At 58.3% G+C, this 14801-nt stretch carries 17 protein-coding genes and 4 tRNA genes; 4 read left to right on the forward strand and 17 right to left on the reverse strand.

Features of this window, described 5'->3' with window-relative positions:
- The first annotated feature begins 91 nt into the window (after positions 1–91).
- Both ACM6IT_RS16190 and ACM6IT_RS16195 read left to right on the forward strand, forming a co-directional pair.
- The gene (locus ACM6IT_RS16190) at positions 92–805 is read left to right on the forward strand and encodes a hypothetical protein (protein WP_414914905.1); all 714 of its coding nucleotides are present in this window, start codon (positions 92–94) and stop codon (positions 803–805) included.
- Positions 806–823: 18 nt separating this feature from the next.
- On the forward strand, positions 824–1093 hold the full coding sequence (locus ACM6IT_RS16195) for a DUF3613 domain-containing protein (RefSeq protein WP_414918327.1): 270 nt from the start codon (positions 824–826) through the stop codon (positions 1091–1093).
- Between the two features lie 302 nt (positions 1094–1395).
- On the opposite strand, the gene ACM6IT_RS16200 is transcribed toward ACM6IT_RS16195, so the two are convergent.
- The 13 genes from ACM6IT_RS16200 to ACM6IT_RS16260 form a co-directional block, all read right to left on the reverse strand.
- On the reverse strand, positions 1396–2358 hold the full coding sequence (locus tag ACM6IT_RS16200) for a type II secretion system F family protein (RefSeq protein ID WP_414918328.1): 963 nt from the start codon (positions 2356–2358) through the stop codon (positions 1396–1398).
- Between the two features lie 29 nt (positions 2359–2387).
- Positions 2388–3374 carry a type II secretion system F family protein gene (locus ACM6IT_RS16205; protein ID WP_414918329.1) on the reverse strand — a complete coding sequence of 329 codons (987 nt, stop codon included), beginning with the start codon at positions 3372–3374 and terminating at the stop codon, positions 2388–2390.
- The gene (locus ACM6IT_RS16210; protein WP_414918330.1) at positions 3371–4813 is read right to left on the reverse strand and encodes a CpaF family protein; all 1443 of its coding nucleotides are present in this window, start codon (positions 4811–4813) and stop codon (positions 3371–3373) included. Before ACM6IT_RS16210 ends, ACM6IT_RS16205 begins: the two co-directional genes overlap by 4 nt.
- Before the next feature lie 3 nt (positions 4814–4816).
- The gene (locus ACM6IT_RS16215; protein WP_414918331.1) at positions 4817–6037 is read right to left on the reverse strand and encodes an AAA family ATPase; all 1221 of its coding nucleotides are present in this window, start codon (positions 6035–6037) and stop codon (positions 4817–4819) included.
- Entirely contained in the window at positions 6031–6525 is a 495-nt protein-coding gene (locus tag ACM6IT_RS16220) for a TadE/TadG family type IV pilus assembly protein (RefSeq protein ID WP_414918332.1), read from the reverse strand. Before ACM6IT_RS16220 ends, ACM6IT_RS16215 begins: the two co-directional genes overlap by 7 nt.
- Positions 6525–7004: a TadE/TadG family type IV pilus assembly protein gene (locus ACM6IT_RS16225; protein ID WP_414918333.1), complete on the reverse strand. Its 480-nt coding sequence runs from the start codon at positions 7002–7004 to the stop codon at positions 6525–6527. The genes ACM6IT_RS16220 and ACM6IT_RS16225 overlap by 1 nt, the downstream gene beginning before the upstream one ends.
- Before the next feature lie 9 nt (positions 7005–7013).
- The gene (locus tag ACM6IT_RS16230; RefSeq protein WP_414918334.1) at positions 7014–8339 is read right to left on the reverse strand and encodes a TadE/TadG family type IV pilus assembly protein; all 1326 of its coding nucleotides are present in this window, start codon (positions 8337–8339) and stop codon (positions 7014–7016) included.
- A 75-nt stretch (positions 8340–8414) separates the two neighbouring features.
- Positions 8415–9236: a Flp pilus assembly protein CpaB gene (cpaB, locus tag ACM6IT_RS16235; protein ID WP_414918335.1), complete on the reverse strand. Its 822-nt coding sequence runs from the start codon at positions 9234–9236 to the stop codon at positions 8415–8417.
- A gap of 15 nt (positions 9237–9251) precedes the next feature.
- Complete coding sequence (locus ACM6IT_RS16240) at positions 9252–10580, reverse strand: AAA family ATPase (RefSeq protein ID WP_414918336.1); 1329 nt, start codon at positions 10578–10580, stop codon at positions 9252–9254.
- A gap of 15 nt (positions 10581–10595) precedes the next feature.
- On the reverse strand, positions 10596–11114 hold the full coding sequence (locus ACM6IT_RS16245; protein WP_414918337.1) for an A24 family peptidase: 519 nt from the start codon (positions 11112–11114) through the stop codon (positions 10596–10598).
- 26 nt (positions 11115–11140) lie between these two features.
- Positions 11141–11341, reverse strand: a complete 201-nt coding sequence (locus ACM6IT_RS16250; protein ID WP_414918338.1) for a Flp family type IVb pilin — start codon at positions 11339–11341, stop codon at positions 11141–11143.
- Positions 11342–11398: 57 nt separating this feature from the next.
- Positions 11399–11605, reverse strand: coding sequence for a Flp family type IVb pilin (locus tag ACM6IT_RS16255; RefSeq protein ID WP_414918339.1), 207 nt, complete (start codon positions 11603–11605; stop codon positions 11399–11401).
- 57 nt (positions 11606–11662) lie between these two features.
- Entirely contained in the window at positions 11663–11869 is a 207-nt protein-coding gene (locus ACM6IT_RS16260) for a Flp family type IVb pilin (protein ID WP_008054302.1), read from the reverse strand.
- Between the two features lie 406 nt (positions 11870–12275).
- On the opposite strand from ACM6IT_RS16260, the gene ACM6IT_RS16265 reads away from it, so the two are divergent.
- Complete coding sequence (locus ACM6IT_RS16265; protein WP_414918340.1) at positions 12276–13145, forward strand: helix-turn-helix domain-containing protein; 870 nt, start codon at positions 12276–12278, stop codon at positions 13143–13145.
- Between the two features lie 58 nt (positions 13146–13203).
- Here the strand turns inward: ACM6IT_RS16265 and ACM6IT_RS16270 are convergent.
- The 4 genes from ACM6IT_RS16270 to ACM6IT_RS16285 form a co-directional block, all read right to left on the reverse strand.
- A tRNA-Gly gene (locus ACM6IT_RS16270) sits at positions 13204–13279 on the reverse strand.
- 3 nt (positions 13280–13282) lie between these two features.
- Positions 13283–13358 (reverse strand) — tRNA-Glu (locus ACM6IT_RS16275).
- 104 nt (positions 13359–13462) lie between these two features.
- Positions 13463–13538 (reverse strand) — tRNA-Gly (locus ACM6IT_RS16280).
- Between the two features lie 2 nt (positions 13539–13540).
- Positions 13541–13616: transfer RNA gene (locus ACM6IT_RS16285), tRNA-Glu, on the reverse strand.
- Between the two features lie 385 nt (positions 13617–14001).
- Between ACM6IT_RS16285 and ACM6IT_RS16290 the strand changes: the two genes are divergently transcribed.
- Positions 14002–14760 carry a hypothetical protein gene (locus ACM6IT_RS16290; protein ID WP_056727275.1) on the forward strand — a complete coding sequence of 253 codons (759 nt, stop codon included), beginning with the start codon at positions 14002–14004 and terminating at the stop codon, positions 14758–14760.
- Positions 14761–14801 lie beyond the last annotated feature (41 nt).

Here is a 14801-nt window from a genome sequence, read left to right on the forward strand (position 1 = left end):
CCTCACTCGTAACGGTGACTTTGAACGCTTGCCGGGCCAGCTGTGCTGCCATTGGCCAGGCGTTCAACGTGTTGTAGCCAGGGGACATTCAATGAAAGCAGTCATTGCAATAGCGGCGACATTGATGCTCGCAGGTTGTGCCAGCAATGGCCTGTCTTCGCGACCGGGTAGCTGTGCCAAGCCTGCTTCAGACCAGGAACTGACCCTGAACCTTGCCGACAACATGGCCAGCGAAGGCCGCTTGTATGCCAGCCTGGCGAATCTGGAAGGTTTGCCCGATAGCGTGGTCCAGGTTCGCCTGCGCAAGGCTCGGGTGCTGCGTTTGATGGGGCGTAACTCGGAGGCGGAGCCGTTGTATCAAAGCTTGCTCGGCACCTGTCTGGCGGCTGAAGGGGAACATGGCCTGGGCCAGTTGGCCGCCGCCAGAAATGATAACGCCACCGCTACCACTCACCTTGAGCGTGCGGTGTGGATGGCCCCCACCGACGACAGGATGCGAAATGACCTGGGGGTCGTCTACCTCAATCAACGACGGATCCCCGAAGCACGCATTGAGTTCATGACCGCCATGGAGCTCAAGCAGGCAAACACACTGGCGGCACTCAATATGGTGACGTTGCTGATCTATCAGGATAACTGGAAGGCGGCAGCCGAACTCGTGACCCGCGCCGACTTGAGCCCCAAGCAAGTCGTAGAGGCTCAAACCCGCGCGGAAAAACTCAAGACCTCCGCCAAAAAAGTGGTGGCCTCCGAGGGGAATCGCAAGACTGAGGTAGCCGATGCCTCTTCCAGTGCGAACAAGTAGAACGTACGAGGAGTCGAGATGAATACCAAAAGGCTGTTGATCGTGTGCATGGCTTGCCTGTCCACCAGTGCCTGGGCCATTGGGCCGGGGCCCTCCTCGCCGTATCAACAAGGCACCGAGCAGTGGTTGCAGCTGCAGATTCGCGGTGTGGTTGCCTCCCCGCACCTGCAAACCGCCTCGGCCACCGAACGTGACCTGGCCATGCAGCGCTGGCTGAACAGTTTCAACTTTCCGATACCGGAATTTTTTGACCAGGATGCAGCGGGAGAAATGACCATTGGCGACTGAGGCCTGTCGATGGGTGATCAGCCTCTGGCGTAGTCCAGAGTAGCCTGGCTGCAAAGCCGGGCCGGGCGTCGTGTGCAGAAAAGCATTGGAATCTACACATTATCCAATCCTGGCCGGATTACCCCGTAGGAGCTGCCGCAGGCTGCGATCTTTTGACTTTAGCGATCGTGATATCGCAGGAAGATCAAAAGATCGCAGCCTGCGGCAGCTCCTACAGGGGATGTGTAAACCTATGGCAGGAAAGTGCAGATCAGGCTCGGGTGGCGAGGCCATCGCGCTCGACAGCCTCCGGCTGTTTTACCTCACCCGAATGCTTTGATTACCCCAATCAAGGCCGGGCCGATAGCGACCAGAAAGAAGCTCGGCCATAGACAGAAAATCAGTGGAAATATCAGCTTGGTACCGATTTTCGCCCCCATCTCTTCGGCGGCCTGCGTACGCCGGTCACGGAACTCTTCGGCATAGATGCGCAAGGTGTCGGCCACGCTGGTACCAAAACGGATACTCTGCGCCAACAGGTTGACCAGACCTTGTACGTCATCCAGGCCAGTGCGCACAGCCAGTTGCTTGAGCGCCGCGGTACTGGAAATACCCGCGCGGATTTGTGCATTGACCAGGGCCAGTTCTTCAGCCAGTTCGACCTGACTGACCGACATCTCCTCAGCCACCCGTTCGATGGTCGCGGGCAAGGCCAGGCCCGACTCCACGCACACCACCATCAGATCCAGCGCATCCGGAAACGCGGCGCGCAGCCGGCCTTGTCGCTTCTGTTTGCGCTTGGCGACATACAGCGCTGGCATCAACCATCCGACACCCGCCACCAAGCCCACCAACAGCAGCCCCATGATCAGGGAAACCTTGGGAATCATCGGCAACAGCAGCAACGCAATACCGATCAATAACAGCGGCAACATCAAGCGCACTGCCCAGTACATCTGCACCGCCGACGAGGAGCGGTACCCCGCATGCATTAACAGGGTCTGGGTGGCGGATGTTTGAGCCGACTCGGCCGAGGCAAAGCGCTGGCCGACCCGCTCCAGCAACAGTTGCAGGTTACCCGGAGCTTCCTGCCCGGTCGCGCCGCCTAAATGACCACGCTTGATCAGCGCCAGACGACGCTGCACGGGATCCTGAAGCCCAATCATCAGCAGGATCACGGCACCCACCGCAAGTACCGTACTCAAACCGATCGCGCCAAGAAACAACAGGCGCGCCATCTCCTCGTTCCCCGTGACCCGACTGAATAACCCGAGTAAAAAATCCATGGCCTGTACCTCCCGGTAGCGAATACCGCTTAAACCTGAATCCGGATAATTTTGCGAATCCAGAAAATCCCGACCAACATGGCACCAAAAGCCCAAAATATCAGCTTATGGCCCATCGGATCATTGAGCAGCAACGGCATATATTTTGGGGTAGTGAACAAAATCACAGCCGCCAGTACGAAGGGAATGGCCACCAGTATCCAGGCCGACATCCGCCCTTCGGCCGACAGGGTCTTGACCTTGCGCTGAAAGCGGAAGCGCCCGCGGATCAGCAGACTCAGACGCTCCAGCACCTCGGTCAGATTACCGCCAGTCTCGCGATGGATGAGGAGCGAGGTCACCAGCATCATCACCGTCATGCTTGGCATCCTCTCCAGCAGACCGAGCATGGCCCGGCGCACATCGTTGCCATAGTTGATATCGGAGAAAGTCAGGCCGAATTCATGAGCGACCGGCCCCTTGTGTTCCTCGGCCACCAGGCGCAGGGTTTCGTTGAAGGGGTGTCCGGCGCGCAAAGCGCGGCACATCGCGTCCAGCGCATCCGGCAGGCCTTCCTCGAATGCAGCGAAACGCTTGCCACGGTCGCGAGAGATTTTCAGTATGGGTAACCAGAAGACCGCGAAACCCGCCAGCAGCGCCATCCACCAGACTGACCAAACCATCCAGATCAAGATACCCGCCCAGACACCCAGCACCAGCCCGAGCAGCAATACCCGATAGGTCCGGTATTCGTGCCCGGACTGCTCAATCATTTGCGTCAATGCCTCCATAAAAGGCAGCTGCTCAAGCCTGGCCTCCAATGGCGACAAACGCGTCAGGTATTTCTGTCGCAACACGGTCTGCATGCTGGACTGATTGTTGGCTTTCTCCAGTACATGCAAGCGGCCACGAATACGCTTGCGCATCTTGCCGGCCTCGCCGAATACCGGCACCGTCACGCCCTGGGACAGGAGGAAGACGGCAATAAACACCATGCCGAGAAACATCAGAATGAATTCACCAGGAACCTGGTTCATGATTGCCGTGCCTCCATCCACTCGGGCCTGAACATCGCAAGCGGCAACTCGATGCCACGCTTGGCCAGTACATCGCGGAAGGCGGGGATCATGCCGCTGGGCCGAAAATCACCGAGTACTTCGCCGTTTTCGCCCATGCCGTGGCGCACGAAGGAGAAGATTTCGGTCATGGTGATGATCTCGCCCTCCATGCCGTTGATCTCCTGCACGCTGACCAGGCGGCGCTTGCCGTCCTCCTGGCGTTCCAACTGAATGACCACTCCGATGGCCGAAGCGATCTGTTGGCGCATGGCCTTGATCGGGAAGGTCGCCCCGGTCATCGACACCATGTTCTCGATTCGCCCCAATGCATCGCGCGCGGTGTTGGCGTGGATCGTGGTCAGCGAGCCGTCGTGACCGGTGTTCATCGCCGTCAACATGTCCAGCGCCTCAACGCCGCGCACTTCGCCGATCACGATGCGGTCCGGGCGCATCCGCAGGCTGTTGCGCACCAACTCCCGCTGGCTCACCTCGCCACGTCCCTCGATATTCGCAGGCCGGGTTTCCAGGCGCACCACGTGGGGCTGCTGCAGTTGCAGTTCGGCCGAGTCTTCGATGGTGACGATTCGCTCGTTGTGCGGGATGAAACTGGACAGCACATTGAGCATGGTGGTCTTGCCGCAGCCGGTACCACCGGAAATCAGCACGTTCAAGCGCCCACGGACAATCGCCTTGAGCAGCAGGGCAATGGCCGGGGTCAACGCCCCCACCTGGATCAGACTGTCGGTATTGAGCAGGTCCACGGAAAAGCGCCGGATCGACATGCTAGGGCCGTCGATGGCCAGCGGCGGGATAATCGCGTTGACCCGTGAACCGTCCTTGAGCCGGGCGTCCACCAACGGCGAGGACTCGTCGATACGCCGTCCCAGGCTGGAGACAATGCGGTCAATGATGTTCAGCAAATGCTGATCATTGCGAAAACGCACATCAGTGCGTTGCAGCTTGCCGAAGCGTTCGACATACACCGAGTCATGCCGGTTGACCAAAATGTCGGACACAGTGTGATCGGCCAGCAGCGGTTCCAGAGGCCCCAGACCGAGCACCTCGTCGGTAATCTGCTTGATGATCAACTGGCGGCTGGAAGTACTCACCGGTGCCGAGTGTTCGTCGAGCAGACGCTGGCAAATATCACGAATCTGCCGCGCGGCCTCAGCCTGTTCCAGGGAGTCCAGCAAGGACAGGTCCATGACCTTGAGCAACTGCTGGTAAATCTTTTCTCGCCATTCGGCTTCCACCGGGGTGACCTGACTTTTGGTTTCGTAAAGAACGTCCGGCGTTGCACGTTCCCACGCCATTATTTCCTCGATCGGATCCGACTGGTCGTCACCCGGCTGGTTAGCCGACGATGAGACGGGTTTACCGGACTGTTTGCGCAAGCGGTTACGAAAGTCGCTGATCATGGGTCACCCCCCGAAAAAACGGTTGAAGGCGCGTTTGAACACGCCTTTTTTTCCAGCTATCTGATTGCCGACAAGCTCATCGGCCACGTTGCGCAGGGCAGCGGTGATCGCCGCCTTCGGCGCATGCAGCTCCAACGGCACGCCAGTGTTCTGACTCTGGCTGACCAGGTTGAAGTCGTTGGGTAATTTCGACAGGTTCGTGCAGCGCAGCGCCTCGCCGATATCCTTGAGGCTGACCGCTGCCGTCTTGTCATAGCGGTTGACCACGATCTGCAATTGGTCCCCGCGCACGCCCAGGTCTTCGCGAAGAATCCGCACCAGGGAACTGGCATCGCGTAAATGGCTGACGCTTTGCTGCACCACCACGTAGACCCGATCCACCTGTTCCAGTACTGAGCCGGTGAGGTGGTCGATTTGCCGTGGCAGATCGATCACTACCCAGTCATAGCTGGCGCGGGTCAACTGCATCAGGGTGTCGAGTTGCTCAGGCTGGGCATCCTGCGGCAGGCATAGCTCACCGGCCCGTCCACCCAGTACATGCAAGGTCGGGCTGAAGTGGCTGCAAAAACCCCGTAGCGCGACGCTGTCCATGCCGTCGATCTGATGCAACACCTCCAGGTGGCTGTGGGTTTGCGCCACATCCAGGTAATGCGTCACGCTGCCAAATTGCAGGTCCATATCCAGCAACAGGGTACTGCCACCCTTCATGCTGAGTTGCTGAGCCAGGTTGCAAGCCAGCATGGTGCCGCCGGATCCGCCCTTGGCGCTGATCACGGCGAGCAATTTCCCTTCTGTCCCGCTGCCGGTCCGAACCTCCATGACCAGCCGATTCAAGGCGGCGACCAGTTCCGTCTCGGCGACGGGCTCCGGCAGCACGTCACGGGCGCCGGCCTGCATCGCCAGGCGCATGCTTTCCTGTTCGCTCAGCAGCCCGCACACCAGCATCGGCGGACGCTCATGGGCCGGGCGCTGCAACAGTGCCGCCAGCTCTTCACGCCACAGGTGGCTGACGCGCAACAGCAACAGATCGGGCATCCGGTCCAGACCGTAGAGCGGGTCGACATGCCCGTTGCTCACCAGCCGAGTACTCACCTCCAGGCTGGGCATGCGTTGGCAGACGCCTTGCAAGTCGCGTAACGACGTGGCATCACGGCTGCTGATCAGCAACCGTAGCCCGGCTTTACCGGTCGAGGAAGAGACTGGAGTGTCCTTGGTATTCAGCATGGCGTGATCTCCCCGGAATCGGAATGACGCCCGAGGCTTTCACGTGGCAACGTTGCCCTGAATGTAGGCAGCGTAAAGGGCACACCGAACCCGGGAATGAACAGATTGAAAACGAAGTTTTGCAGACTCAACTGGACATAGCGGATGGCACGAAAGCCATTGGCGCTTACAGTGTCAGCGGGGTTGGCCACCTGGGCACCGTTTACGTCCAGATAGGTCAATGTCAGGTTGGTGGTGGCCAGGTTGCCGATCAGCTGGCTATTTCCTGCATCGCCCGCCGCGTTGAAGATCGCCCGCCGCAACACCACCGGATCGCTGATATTGCACACCGCCGCCAGTCGCGTACCACGGCGCACGGCTTCATCCAGCGCATTGACCGTAAAGTACAGGCGGCCCATTTCCAACACGCCGAACAACAGCGTAAACACCATTAGACCAACGATGGCGAACTCCACCGTATAGGTGCCGCGCATGTGTTTTCTGTTCATCACAGGGCCCTCATCACGGTAGTGGCGACCAGCGGAATGCCAAGCGCAATCTGATTACCAAAAAAACCGGGAAGCGATCCGGCGCAATTGCCAGCGCCAATCACCGGGCAGAACGTGTAAGTGATGGTGACCCGCACATGGTCGGTGCCCACTGCGGCGACGACCACGTTGCCAGTCGTCAACCCTGACACCACAGCGGTCCCGGTGTTGGCAGGCACGCCATACACCGCAACGTTTTTCGTCTGGGTCAATAGCGTACTGCTCATAGCGACCGCACCAAGCGTCGAGTCCCAAGCCTGGCTGGCGACGAAACGGTCGGCATCGCGGCTGGCCTGCAGCAACAAGTTGTACTGATAGAGCATGCGGCCGAACTCACCGAAGCCCAGTAACAGCAACAGCAACACCGGCATGATGAGGGTGAACTCCACCATGGCCAGGCCTTGCTGGCGCTGCCGACTTTTAAATCCATGAAGTCTCATGACGTCCCCCTACGAGTCAGTGCTCGGAGTGCCGCTGCCGTTGAGATAGGTTTTGTAGAGCTGAATGATCTGCGGGCCGGAATCGGTTGACGGCGAGGGGCCGGCCACGTTGTCGCCTTCGCACTCCTTCACGAACTGGCCGAAGATCTCCGCTTCCGCGCCGCCGCCATCCATGGGCTGCACTACGAAATAACAGCCAAAACCGAGGACGGGGATCGAGGTTGAACCATTATTTTTCCCGGCGCAGTCGCCCACCACGATTTTCAACATCCGGCGCTCGAACACCCCATTACTCTCACAGCCACTGGCCCCTGCCACACACGCGGCAACGCTCGTACGCCAGTCGTTATAGTCCAGTATCGCGTTGCCGCCCGCCGTGAGGGTGCCATTGCTCGAGGTGACGGTTTGCCCCTGGTACTTCGGGCCTGTGCCGTCGTCAGTAATTGCGGGGTTACTGGACGAGGTCACCATGTCCGGCGGATAGACCGAGGCGCTGACCGGGCCGTTGTAGATACCGAAGCGTGTATTCAGGCCTTGAGACGCAGGGCCGACCTTGTTGCCAGGTTCGGTCGCCACGTTGTCTCCCACATTGCGGCAGACCTTGCCGCCTCCGGCCATCTCCTCCCTGATCGCATTGCCGCCAGTGCCAAAATCGAGCAACTGAAAGTTGCCTGGACCAATGGGCGAGTTATTGCCGGCAGCCGTCTTCAATACCTTCAAATCACCAAACTGGAAGCCCCAGAACATACCGGCGGCCGGGTCGTATTGAGCCGGATCGCCACAGACCATCAAAGGCGCGAGATCGCAGGGGCTGGTAGGGCTGGGTCCCGCTGTGGCGATCGCCGCCACCGCTTTGTTCCCCACGGCGCCTAATGACTGGGCGAAGCTCCAGAAAAATCCCGTCAGGCCATAACTCGCTACCGATACCCGAACGTATTTGGCATCCGTCGGCCCGGGAAAGGCGAACGGGCCATAGACGCTGCTTGCCAGTTCCACCACTGCAAATGCACCGGCGTTGCCGCCGATCGCCGTGGCCAATTCGTTGTTGCCTGTGGCATTGGCATTTTGTATCAGCGTATTGAGCGCGGCGGTCTTCGTCGTACTGGCACTGTTGATGCCCCCCCCCACCTGACTCAGGGTCTTGGCACCACTCAGGGCGGCGGCGTCCACCGCATTCTGCAGGCGCGTTTTGTTCAGCAGCATATGCCCGCCGTCCAAAGCCAACGCCGCCATCATGGCCATCGCCGCCAACGCGATCACCATCAATACACTCACCGATCCTTCCTGGCGCCTTGGCGTCGAAGTGAACGGCTGCTGAATACGAAGATTCATCATCAAGCCCTCGATTGCCGACACTGATCCGGATCGGCTCCGCCAATACCCTGGTGCCCTGGCACCTGTTGCTCACTGTCAGCGAATGTTGACTACTTTGGCTTCGGTCCCGCGGATAACGGTGATACCCGCACCCTCGCCACTGCTGCGCTGTACCACGCGTTTTGGCGCCTCTGCAGTGGCCACTGCCATGGTCGGGGCAACAGGCGTAGCAGGCGCAACGGCCGCTGCTTTCTTCTCGAGGTTCAGCGGGTTACGCAGCGCCAGTTGCAACTTGCCTTCCGTCTGCGCCGTAACCAGGGCTTCCGCTTCAGCGGCCGACATCTCCAGGGTCACTGCGCGCACCACGACCGGTTGGGTCTTGTCGGTGCCCGCGGTCTGATCCACCGCCAACACCCGCAAGTTCTCGAGGATGGTCCTGGACGTCGCGCTGTTGCTGTTGTTGCCGGTATTGGTGGTTTTGGTCGCCAGTACATCGACCCGGTTACCCGGTAACAGGAATCCGCCGACGCCGACCACATCGTCCACCCGTACCGATATGGCGCGTTTGTCAGGCGCTATCAAAGAGGCCAGGGTGCTGCCACCCAGGTGTTCGCTCAGACGTGCGCCGCGCACGATGTCGCCCCGCAGAATGTCGAACGTTGCGATCTTGCCTACGGTTTTTTCGCTGGCATCGAAGGCATCGTCCGGGATCGTATCCATGGGCATGCGTACGGTCGTGACCTGCTGGGCCTCGACCATCTGCCCGAATGGAATCTCTACCGTGGCGACCACCACGTTTCGAAGGTGGTCATCCGGGCTGGCATTGAGCCGCGCGCTCAGCCAGGAGTCGGCCATCCATGCGGCCCCAAGGCCCATGGCCAGGGAAACGCCTATCAGGGTCAGCGTACGAGAGCTCATGTCAGTATCTCCGTATCAAAGAAAGTCGAGCTGGACGAAGTAGTTGTGCCAGGCCCATTCCAACTCTTTCGGTGACAGTGGTCCGGAACCGCCCATATAGCGCTGGCGATCGAGTGCCATGTTCAGGAGATCGCGGGGATGGCAAGGCACCAGGGGCATGCCTTCACTTGCATAAAGCCTTTGCAGCACATAACGCACCAACAGCGGGTCATAGGAAATGCCCAGTCGCTCGCTTTCCTGACGCCAGATCTTTTCGTACTCCTCGGGCTTCAGGTAACCGAAATGCAGCTTGTAGCCAATCCGGCGAAGGAAAGCCTCATCGGCCAGCTCCAGGGGATTGAGGTTGGTGGAAAACACCAGGATCAGATCGAACGGCAGCTCGCAATGCCGACCGCCGCCCAGGTTGAGGAAATCGCGTTTCTCTTCCATCGGGACGATCCAGCGATTCAGCAGCTCGGCGGGTGCCATTCGCTGGCGCCCCATGTCATCGATGATGAACAGGCCGTTGCTGGCCTTGAGCTGCAGGGCAGCCTGGTATTGACGGGTGAAAGGGTCATAACGAACGTCCAGCTGTTCCATGCTCAACTCGCCGCCAGTGATGACGATCGGGCGTTTGCAGCACAGCAGTCGACGGTCGATGCCTTCGTTGAGCATCAGGGTGTTCTGCTGAGCGTTGTCATCGAGCCGCTGATGCACCTGGGGGTCATAGATCTCGATCACCGACTCGTTGATGACGATGGCATGGGGGATCCAGATGGCCTCGGCGAACAGACGGATCAGCCGACTGCTGACATAAGTCTTGCCGGTACCCGCGGGGCCATAAATCATGATCGCGCGCCCGGAGTTCATCGCCACACCCAACTGATCCAGCATCTCCTCCGTGAGCACTACGCCAGCAAGGGCATTGCGCATATCGTTGGCGTTGATGCGACCATGGTGAATGGTCTGCAGTTTGATCAGGGACCGGTAAGTACTCACCGGAAACGGTGCTGCGCCTATATAACCGCTACGCGACAGGGCATCGCGGGCGGCACTGCGTCCGCGTTCGGTCAGGCCATAACGCAGCGACTGCCCACCCGTTTGACTCACCTGGCCCAGCACTTCGACACGGCCATCCTTGCGCAGAAACGCCAGGACCTCTTCAAGTACCGCGCCGGTCAGCGCCAAGCGCTCCACCAGCCGCGACATGTCCAACACGCCGGCATCAAACAAATGCTTGCACACTAACTCTCCGAGAAAACTGTCCGTCAGGCCAGTTTCGCGAATAGTGCAGGGCTGAGGAGCCAGGCGTTGCACCGCTCCCCGATCGCTGGGGTAGGCATCACTTTCGACGATAACGTGCATGACTAGCCTCCTGGGCTACGGGCCGATCTGCAGCCAATAGCCACTGGCCAGGGTTCCGAGCAAAATTGCAACGGAGTATGGGAAAGGCTTTCCGGCCACTTCATCTTCCGCCGGAGCCAAGTAGGTTCGCGCCCCTAATATCATCCAGTAGCGCGTTAAGGTTTGCAGCAGCTGGCCACGAAAAAGGATGATCAATAAACCGCACAAACCACCGGCCGTAAGACTGAAAAGCGCCGTCCACAACGCGTCATGCGGTGTAAAAAAACATCCGACCATGGCCATCAGCTTGACGTCCCCGGCGGCCATACCGCCCAGGGCGTACATGGGTAGAAACACTGCAAAGCCGATCAGCATGGCTAGCGCAGCATTACCAAGTCCCTCAACTCCACTGGCGTAAGCCTGACTGGTCAAACCCAAAACAAGTCCTAAAAGAACCAGCAGGTTGGGGATGCGGTGGCGACGAAGGTCGCTCACCACCGCAATACCTAGCAGCCCTAACAGAACTATTGATATAAACATCTGCTCAATAGGCATCGCTGCATCTCTCACTGGGAATAGACTTACGTGCACGTCCCCGTACCGGCGCCCATACAAGCAGCTAGCCTACCGAGCTGAGTGGTAATGGCGGTGCCCAAGGTGGTAAAAGCAGTGACAACCGCCAGGGTTATTAGCCCACCTGCCACTGCGTATTCCACAATGGTCAGACCATCTTCGTCTTTGACGAACTTCACTAACGAAGCCTTGATCGTTTGCATGATCATTTTGCCCACCTCACTTGAATGTTGTTTTTTCTGCTGCACCTCTCACTGGGAATAGACTTACGTGCAAGTCTGCCCTGTGCCCGTGGCGCCCATACAAGCAGCTAGCTTACCGAGCTTGGCGATAATGGCGGTGCCCAAGGTGGTAAAAGCAGTGACAACCGCCAGGGTTATTAGCCCGCCAGCCACCGCGTATTCAACAATGGTCAGGCCATCTTCGTCTTTGATGAACTTCACTACCGAAGTCTTGATTGTTTGCATGATCATTTTGCCCACCTCACTCGAAAGTTGTTTTTTCTGCTGCAGCTCTCACTGGGAATAGACTTACGTGCAAGTCTGCCCCGTGCCCGTGGCGCCCATACAAGCAGCTAGCTTACCGAGCTTGGCGATAATGGCGGTGCCCAAGGTGGTAAAAGCAGTGACAACCGCCAGGGTTATTAGCCCGCCAGCCACCGCGTATTCCACAATGGTCAGACCATCTTCGTCGTTGACGAACTTCACTACCGAAGCCTTGATTGTTTGCATGTTCATTTTGCCCACCTCACTCGAATGTTATTTTTCCGGAGGCAGTACTTTCTGCCCTGCCTGATGCAACCCTAGTCAGAGTGAAGGCATTGGCGTTAGGAAGATTTTGCACATCGTTAGGATTTTTTTGCGGGGCAGCCAAATACGGAGCATTGGCCTTAGCTAAAGTAACGGGAGGGGATAAACAAGGCACTGAAACGCAAAGGCAATTGTCATTGATTCACAAGCGACAAGCGGTTCAAGCCGGATTTGTCGAAGACACACCAACAAACACTCGTCCGGGGCGGCCCTCCATGAAACATATATAGCGAAAAGAACTAAAAACCGCTTTTTCTATCGGGATTAAATCTGCAAAGTGATAGCACATTGGCAATACTGGCGATGAGAGTCACTAGAACCCCTGAGTAGAGACATGACGTCCAATTTGACCAAAAGGCCATCGCTCCTGTGGTTCGATCTGACTCATGATCGGTCCACGAAAGAACTCGTCACGCAGTTCGAGGACGCCTGCGAGTGCAATCTGGCGAAAAACTCCGTGTTGCCCATCAGGGAACACGCAGACATGATCTGCGTCCATTTCGATCGCCCCGACACTCCAGGTTTGCGGCTATTGCTGGAGATCAAACGCACCACCCCCAGCATCCCGATCACCATGTTCACCGTGCAGCACTCGGAGGAACTGGCTGTATGGGCCATGCGCTCCAGCGTCTGGGAATACATGGTGCTTCCGCTCTCGAGCACCGAGAGGAAGCGTTACCTGACGGCAGTGCTGCAGCTCTGCGAGCTGCGCCGAAATGCCCACGGCCAGGGCAAGTCATCGCAGATCGACCACTCCCCGACTCTGCCGGACAGCATCCGGCTGACCTCAGGACACCAAAAACACCAGGCCTTGAGCAATGTCATGCTGTACATCGAACAGCACTTTCGTGACAGCATCGATCAGAGGGACCTGGCGCAGCGCTGCGGCATGACGACATTTCGCTTCAGCCGCCTGTTCAAGGAAGCCAATGGGCAGGGCTTCACGGATTACATCCTGGACAAGCGCATGAACTTCGCCAAAGACCTGCTCGACAACAGCCAGATGCCGATTACCAGCATCGGCTATGAAGCCGGCTTCAAGGATCCTTCCTACTTCGCCCGTGCCTTCAAGCAGTTCGCCAACTGTACGCCCAGCGAATACCGCCTGGCACGCCAACTCAAAGCGGCTGCAGCTGCGCAACAGGTGCAGGATGAGAAAACCACTGAAGCGCTCGAAAGCCTGGTACAAACCCTCAGTGGTTGATCCTGCTTTTTACGCGCAAACAAAAACGCCGCTCAATGAGCGGCGTTTTCGTTAAATATGGAGCGGGAAACGAGACTCGAACTCGCGACCCCGACCTTGGCAAGGTCGTGCTCTACCAACTGAGCTATTCCCGCAAATGGCGTCCCCTAGGGGACTCGAACCCCTGTTACCGCCGTGAAAGGGCGGTGTCCTAGGCCACTAGACGAAGGGGACACGCTACCCGGAACACATGGTGTGTGTTTCGGTGTCCAGAGCCGCATCCGAAGACTTGGTTCTGGTTTCACTCAGCCCTGCCCGAAAGCAACGCTGTTTAAAATTGGAGCGGGAAACGAGACTCGAACTCGCGACCCCGACCTTGGCAAGGTCGTGCTCTACCAACTGAGCTATTCCCGCATTGGCGTCCCCTAGGGGACTCGAACCCCTGTTACCGCCGTGAAAGGGCGGTGTCCTAGGCCACTAGACGAAGGGGACACACGTACAACATTCACTCCCTGCTTCGTTTCGCTGTGTGCTTTACGCTGCAAGTGGCGCGCATTCTATGGATGGATTGAGAGGTCGTCAACCCCCTGATATAAATTTATTTAAATCAATGACTTCGACCTGCTTTTGGGAGCCGTTGCGGTTTTTCCGCTGCCCGGCGTTTGACGCCTATATTCTGGCACCCGCCAAGACGTTATAGTCCACGGGGTGATGGCAATCTGTATATCGAGTGCCATCATTTATAGAAACGGGGCTCCGGCCGATATAAGTACAAGCATGTCCGATCCAACCCGTCGTGCGGGCCTGGGCGCTCAATTGCCAAGCCACCAGACTCCCATGCGTAACCTATAAAGAGGTCTTACCGGTGACGCCACTCATGATCACCCTGCTAGTTGTAGTCGGGATCGCACTGTTGATCGCCATTGGCTACATGAACCATGTGGTGGAAAACAACAAGCTGGAAAAGGCCCGTACCAAGATCGAGCTCAACGATCGCCTGCGACGCTGCGGCGAGATCACCGAGACATTCCCCGGCCAGCTGATGACCCCGGCCCTCAAGCTACTGTTGGCCCGTCTGGAACTGAACGTCTGCCAGCGCCTGCTCAACCTGGAAAAATCCAGCGCCAACCTCAAGGCGCGGATCGCCGAACTGGAGGCCCTTGTCGGCCAGGGTGAATCCATCCCGGTCAACAATCCGCCAGCACCGATCCAGACGGAAGCCAAGGCCAAGGATGTACGCTTCCTGCTCGAAGCCCTGCACGGCCAGATTACCCGTGCGGCACAGGACGGTTTCCTGCCCCCCAACGAAGCCAAGCGCTGGATTCGTGAAGTGCGCCACATCCTGGTACTGCTGCACATCGAGTTCTTTAACAACCTCGGCCAGCACTCCCTGCAACAGAACCAGCCCGGACAGGCTCGCCTGGCATTCGAGCGCGGCGTGCAATACCTGCGCAAACAACAGGACCCACAGGTCTACGCCGAGCAACTGGGGTACCTGGAAAAACTCCTGGCCCGCGCCAACGACCAGGTCATGGATCGCATCGCACCGGTCGAAGGCGAGGTCAACCAATTGACCGAAGGCCTCAAGGACGTCGAGGCTGATGCGGACTGGAAGAAGAAAGTGATCTACGACTGATCAGCGAAATCACAAAAGCCACCGAGAGGTGGCTTTTTTTG

It is taken from the genome of Pseudomonas sp. IT-P4 (assembly GCF_949767755.1).
In the GTDB taxonomy this organism is placed as follows: Bacteria; Pseudomonadota; Gammaproteobacteria; order Pseudomonadales; family Pseudomonadaceae; genus Aquipseudomonas; species Aquipseudomonas monachiensis.

Excerpts from the sequence above, each read along its gene's own strand:
- ACM6IT_RS16220 (WP_414918332.1), bottom strand. The coding sequence starts at position 6,525 with ATGAACAGAAAACACATGCGCGGCACCTATACGGTGGAGTTCGCCATC.
- ACM6IT_RS16205 (WP_414918329.1), bottom strand. The coding sequence starts at position 3,374 with ATGAACCAGGTTCCTGGTGAATTCATTCTGATGTTTCTCGGCATGGTG.
- ACM6IT_RS16240 (WP_414918336.1), bottom strand. The coding sequence starts at position 10,580 with ATGCACGTTATCGTCGAAAGTGATGCCTACCCCAGCGATCGGGGAGCG.
- ACM6IT_RS16250 (WP_414918338.1), bottom strand. The coding sequence starts at position 11,341 with ATGATCATGCAAACGATCAAGGCTTCGTTAGTGAAGTTCGTCAAAGAC.
- cpaB (WP_414918335.1), bottom strand. The coding sequence starts at position 9,236 with ATGAGCTCTCGTACGCTGACCCTGATAGGCGTTTCCCTGGCCATGGGC.
- ACM6IT_RS16265 (WP_414918340.1), top strand. The coding sequence starts at position 12,276 with ATGACGTCCAATTTGACCAAAAGGCCATCGCTCCTGTGGTTCGATCTG.
- ACM6IT_RS16255 (WP_414918339.1), bottom strand. The coding sequence starts at position 11,605 with ATGATCATGCAAACAATCAAGACTTCGGTAGTGAAGTTCATCAAAGAC.
- ACM6IT_RS16290 (WP_056727275.1), top strand. The coding sequence starts at position 14,002 with ATGATCACCCTGCTAGTTGTAGTCGGGATCGCACTGTTGATCGCCATT.
- ACM6IT_RS16215 (WP_414918331.1), bottom strand. The coding sequence starts at position 6,037 with ATGCTGAATACCAAGGACACTCCAGTCTCTTCCTCGACCGGTAAAGCC.
- ACM6IT_RS16190 (WP_414914905.1), top strand. The coding sequence starts at position 92 with ATGAAAGCAGTCATTGCAATAGCGGCGACATTGATGCTCGCAGGTTGT.
- ACM6IT_RS16200 (WP_414918328.1), bottom strand. The coding sequence starts at position 2,358 with ATGGATTTTTTACTCGGGTTATTCAGTCGGGTCACGGGGAACGAGGAG.
- ACM6IT_RS16195 (WP_414918327.1), top strand. The coding sequence starts at position 824 with ATGAATACCAAAAGGCTGTTGATCGTGTGCATGGCTTGCCTGTCCACC.
- ACM6IT_RS16210 (WP_414918330.1), bottom strand. The coding sequence starts at position 4,813 with ATGATCAGCGACTTTCGTAACCGCTTGCGCAAACAGTCCGGTAAACCC.
- ACM6IT_RS16245 (WP_414918337.1), bottom strand. The coding sequence starts at position 11,114 with ATGCCTATTGAGCAGATGTTTATATCAATAGTTCTGTTAGGGCTGCTA.
- ACM6IT_RS16260 (WP_008054302.1), bottom strand. The coding sequence starts at position 11,869 with ATGAACATGCAAACAATCAAGGCTTCGGTAGTGAAGTTCGTCAACGAC.
- ACM6IT_RS16225 (WP_414918333.1), bottom strand. The coding sequence starts at position 7,004 with ATGAGACTTCATGGATTTAAAAGTCGGCAGCGCCAGCAAGGCCTGGCC.
- ACM6IT_RS16230 (WP_414918334.1), bottom strand. The coding sequence starts at position 8,339 with ATGATGAATCTTCGTATTCAGCAGCCGTTCACTTCGACGCCAAGGCGC.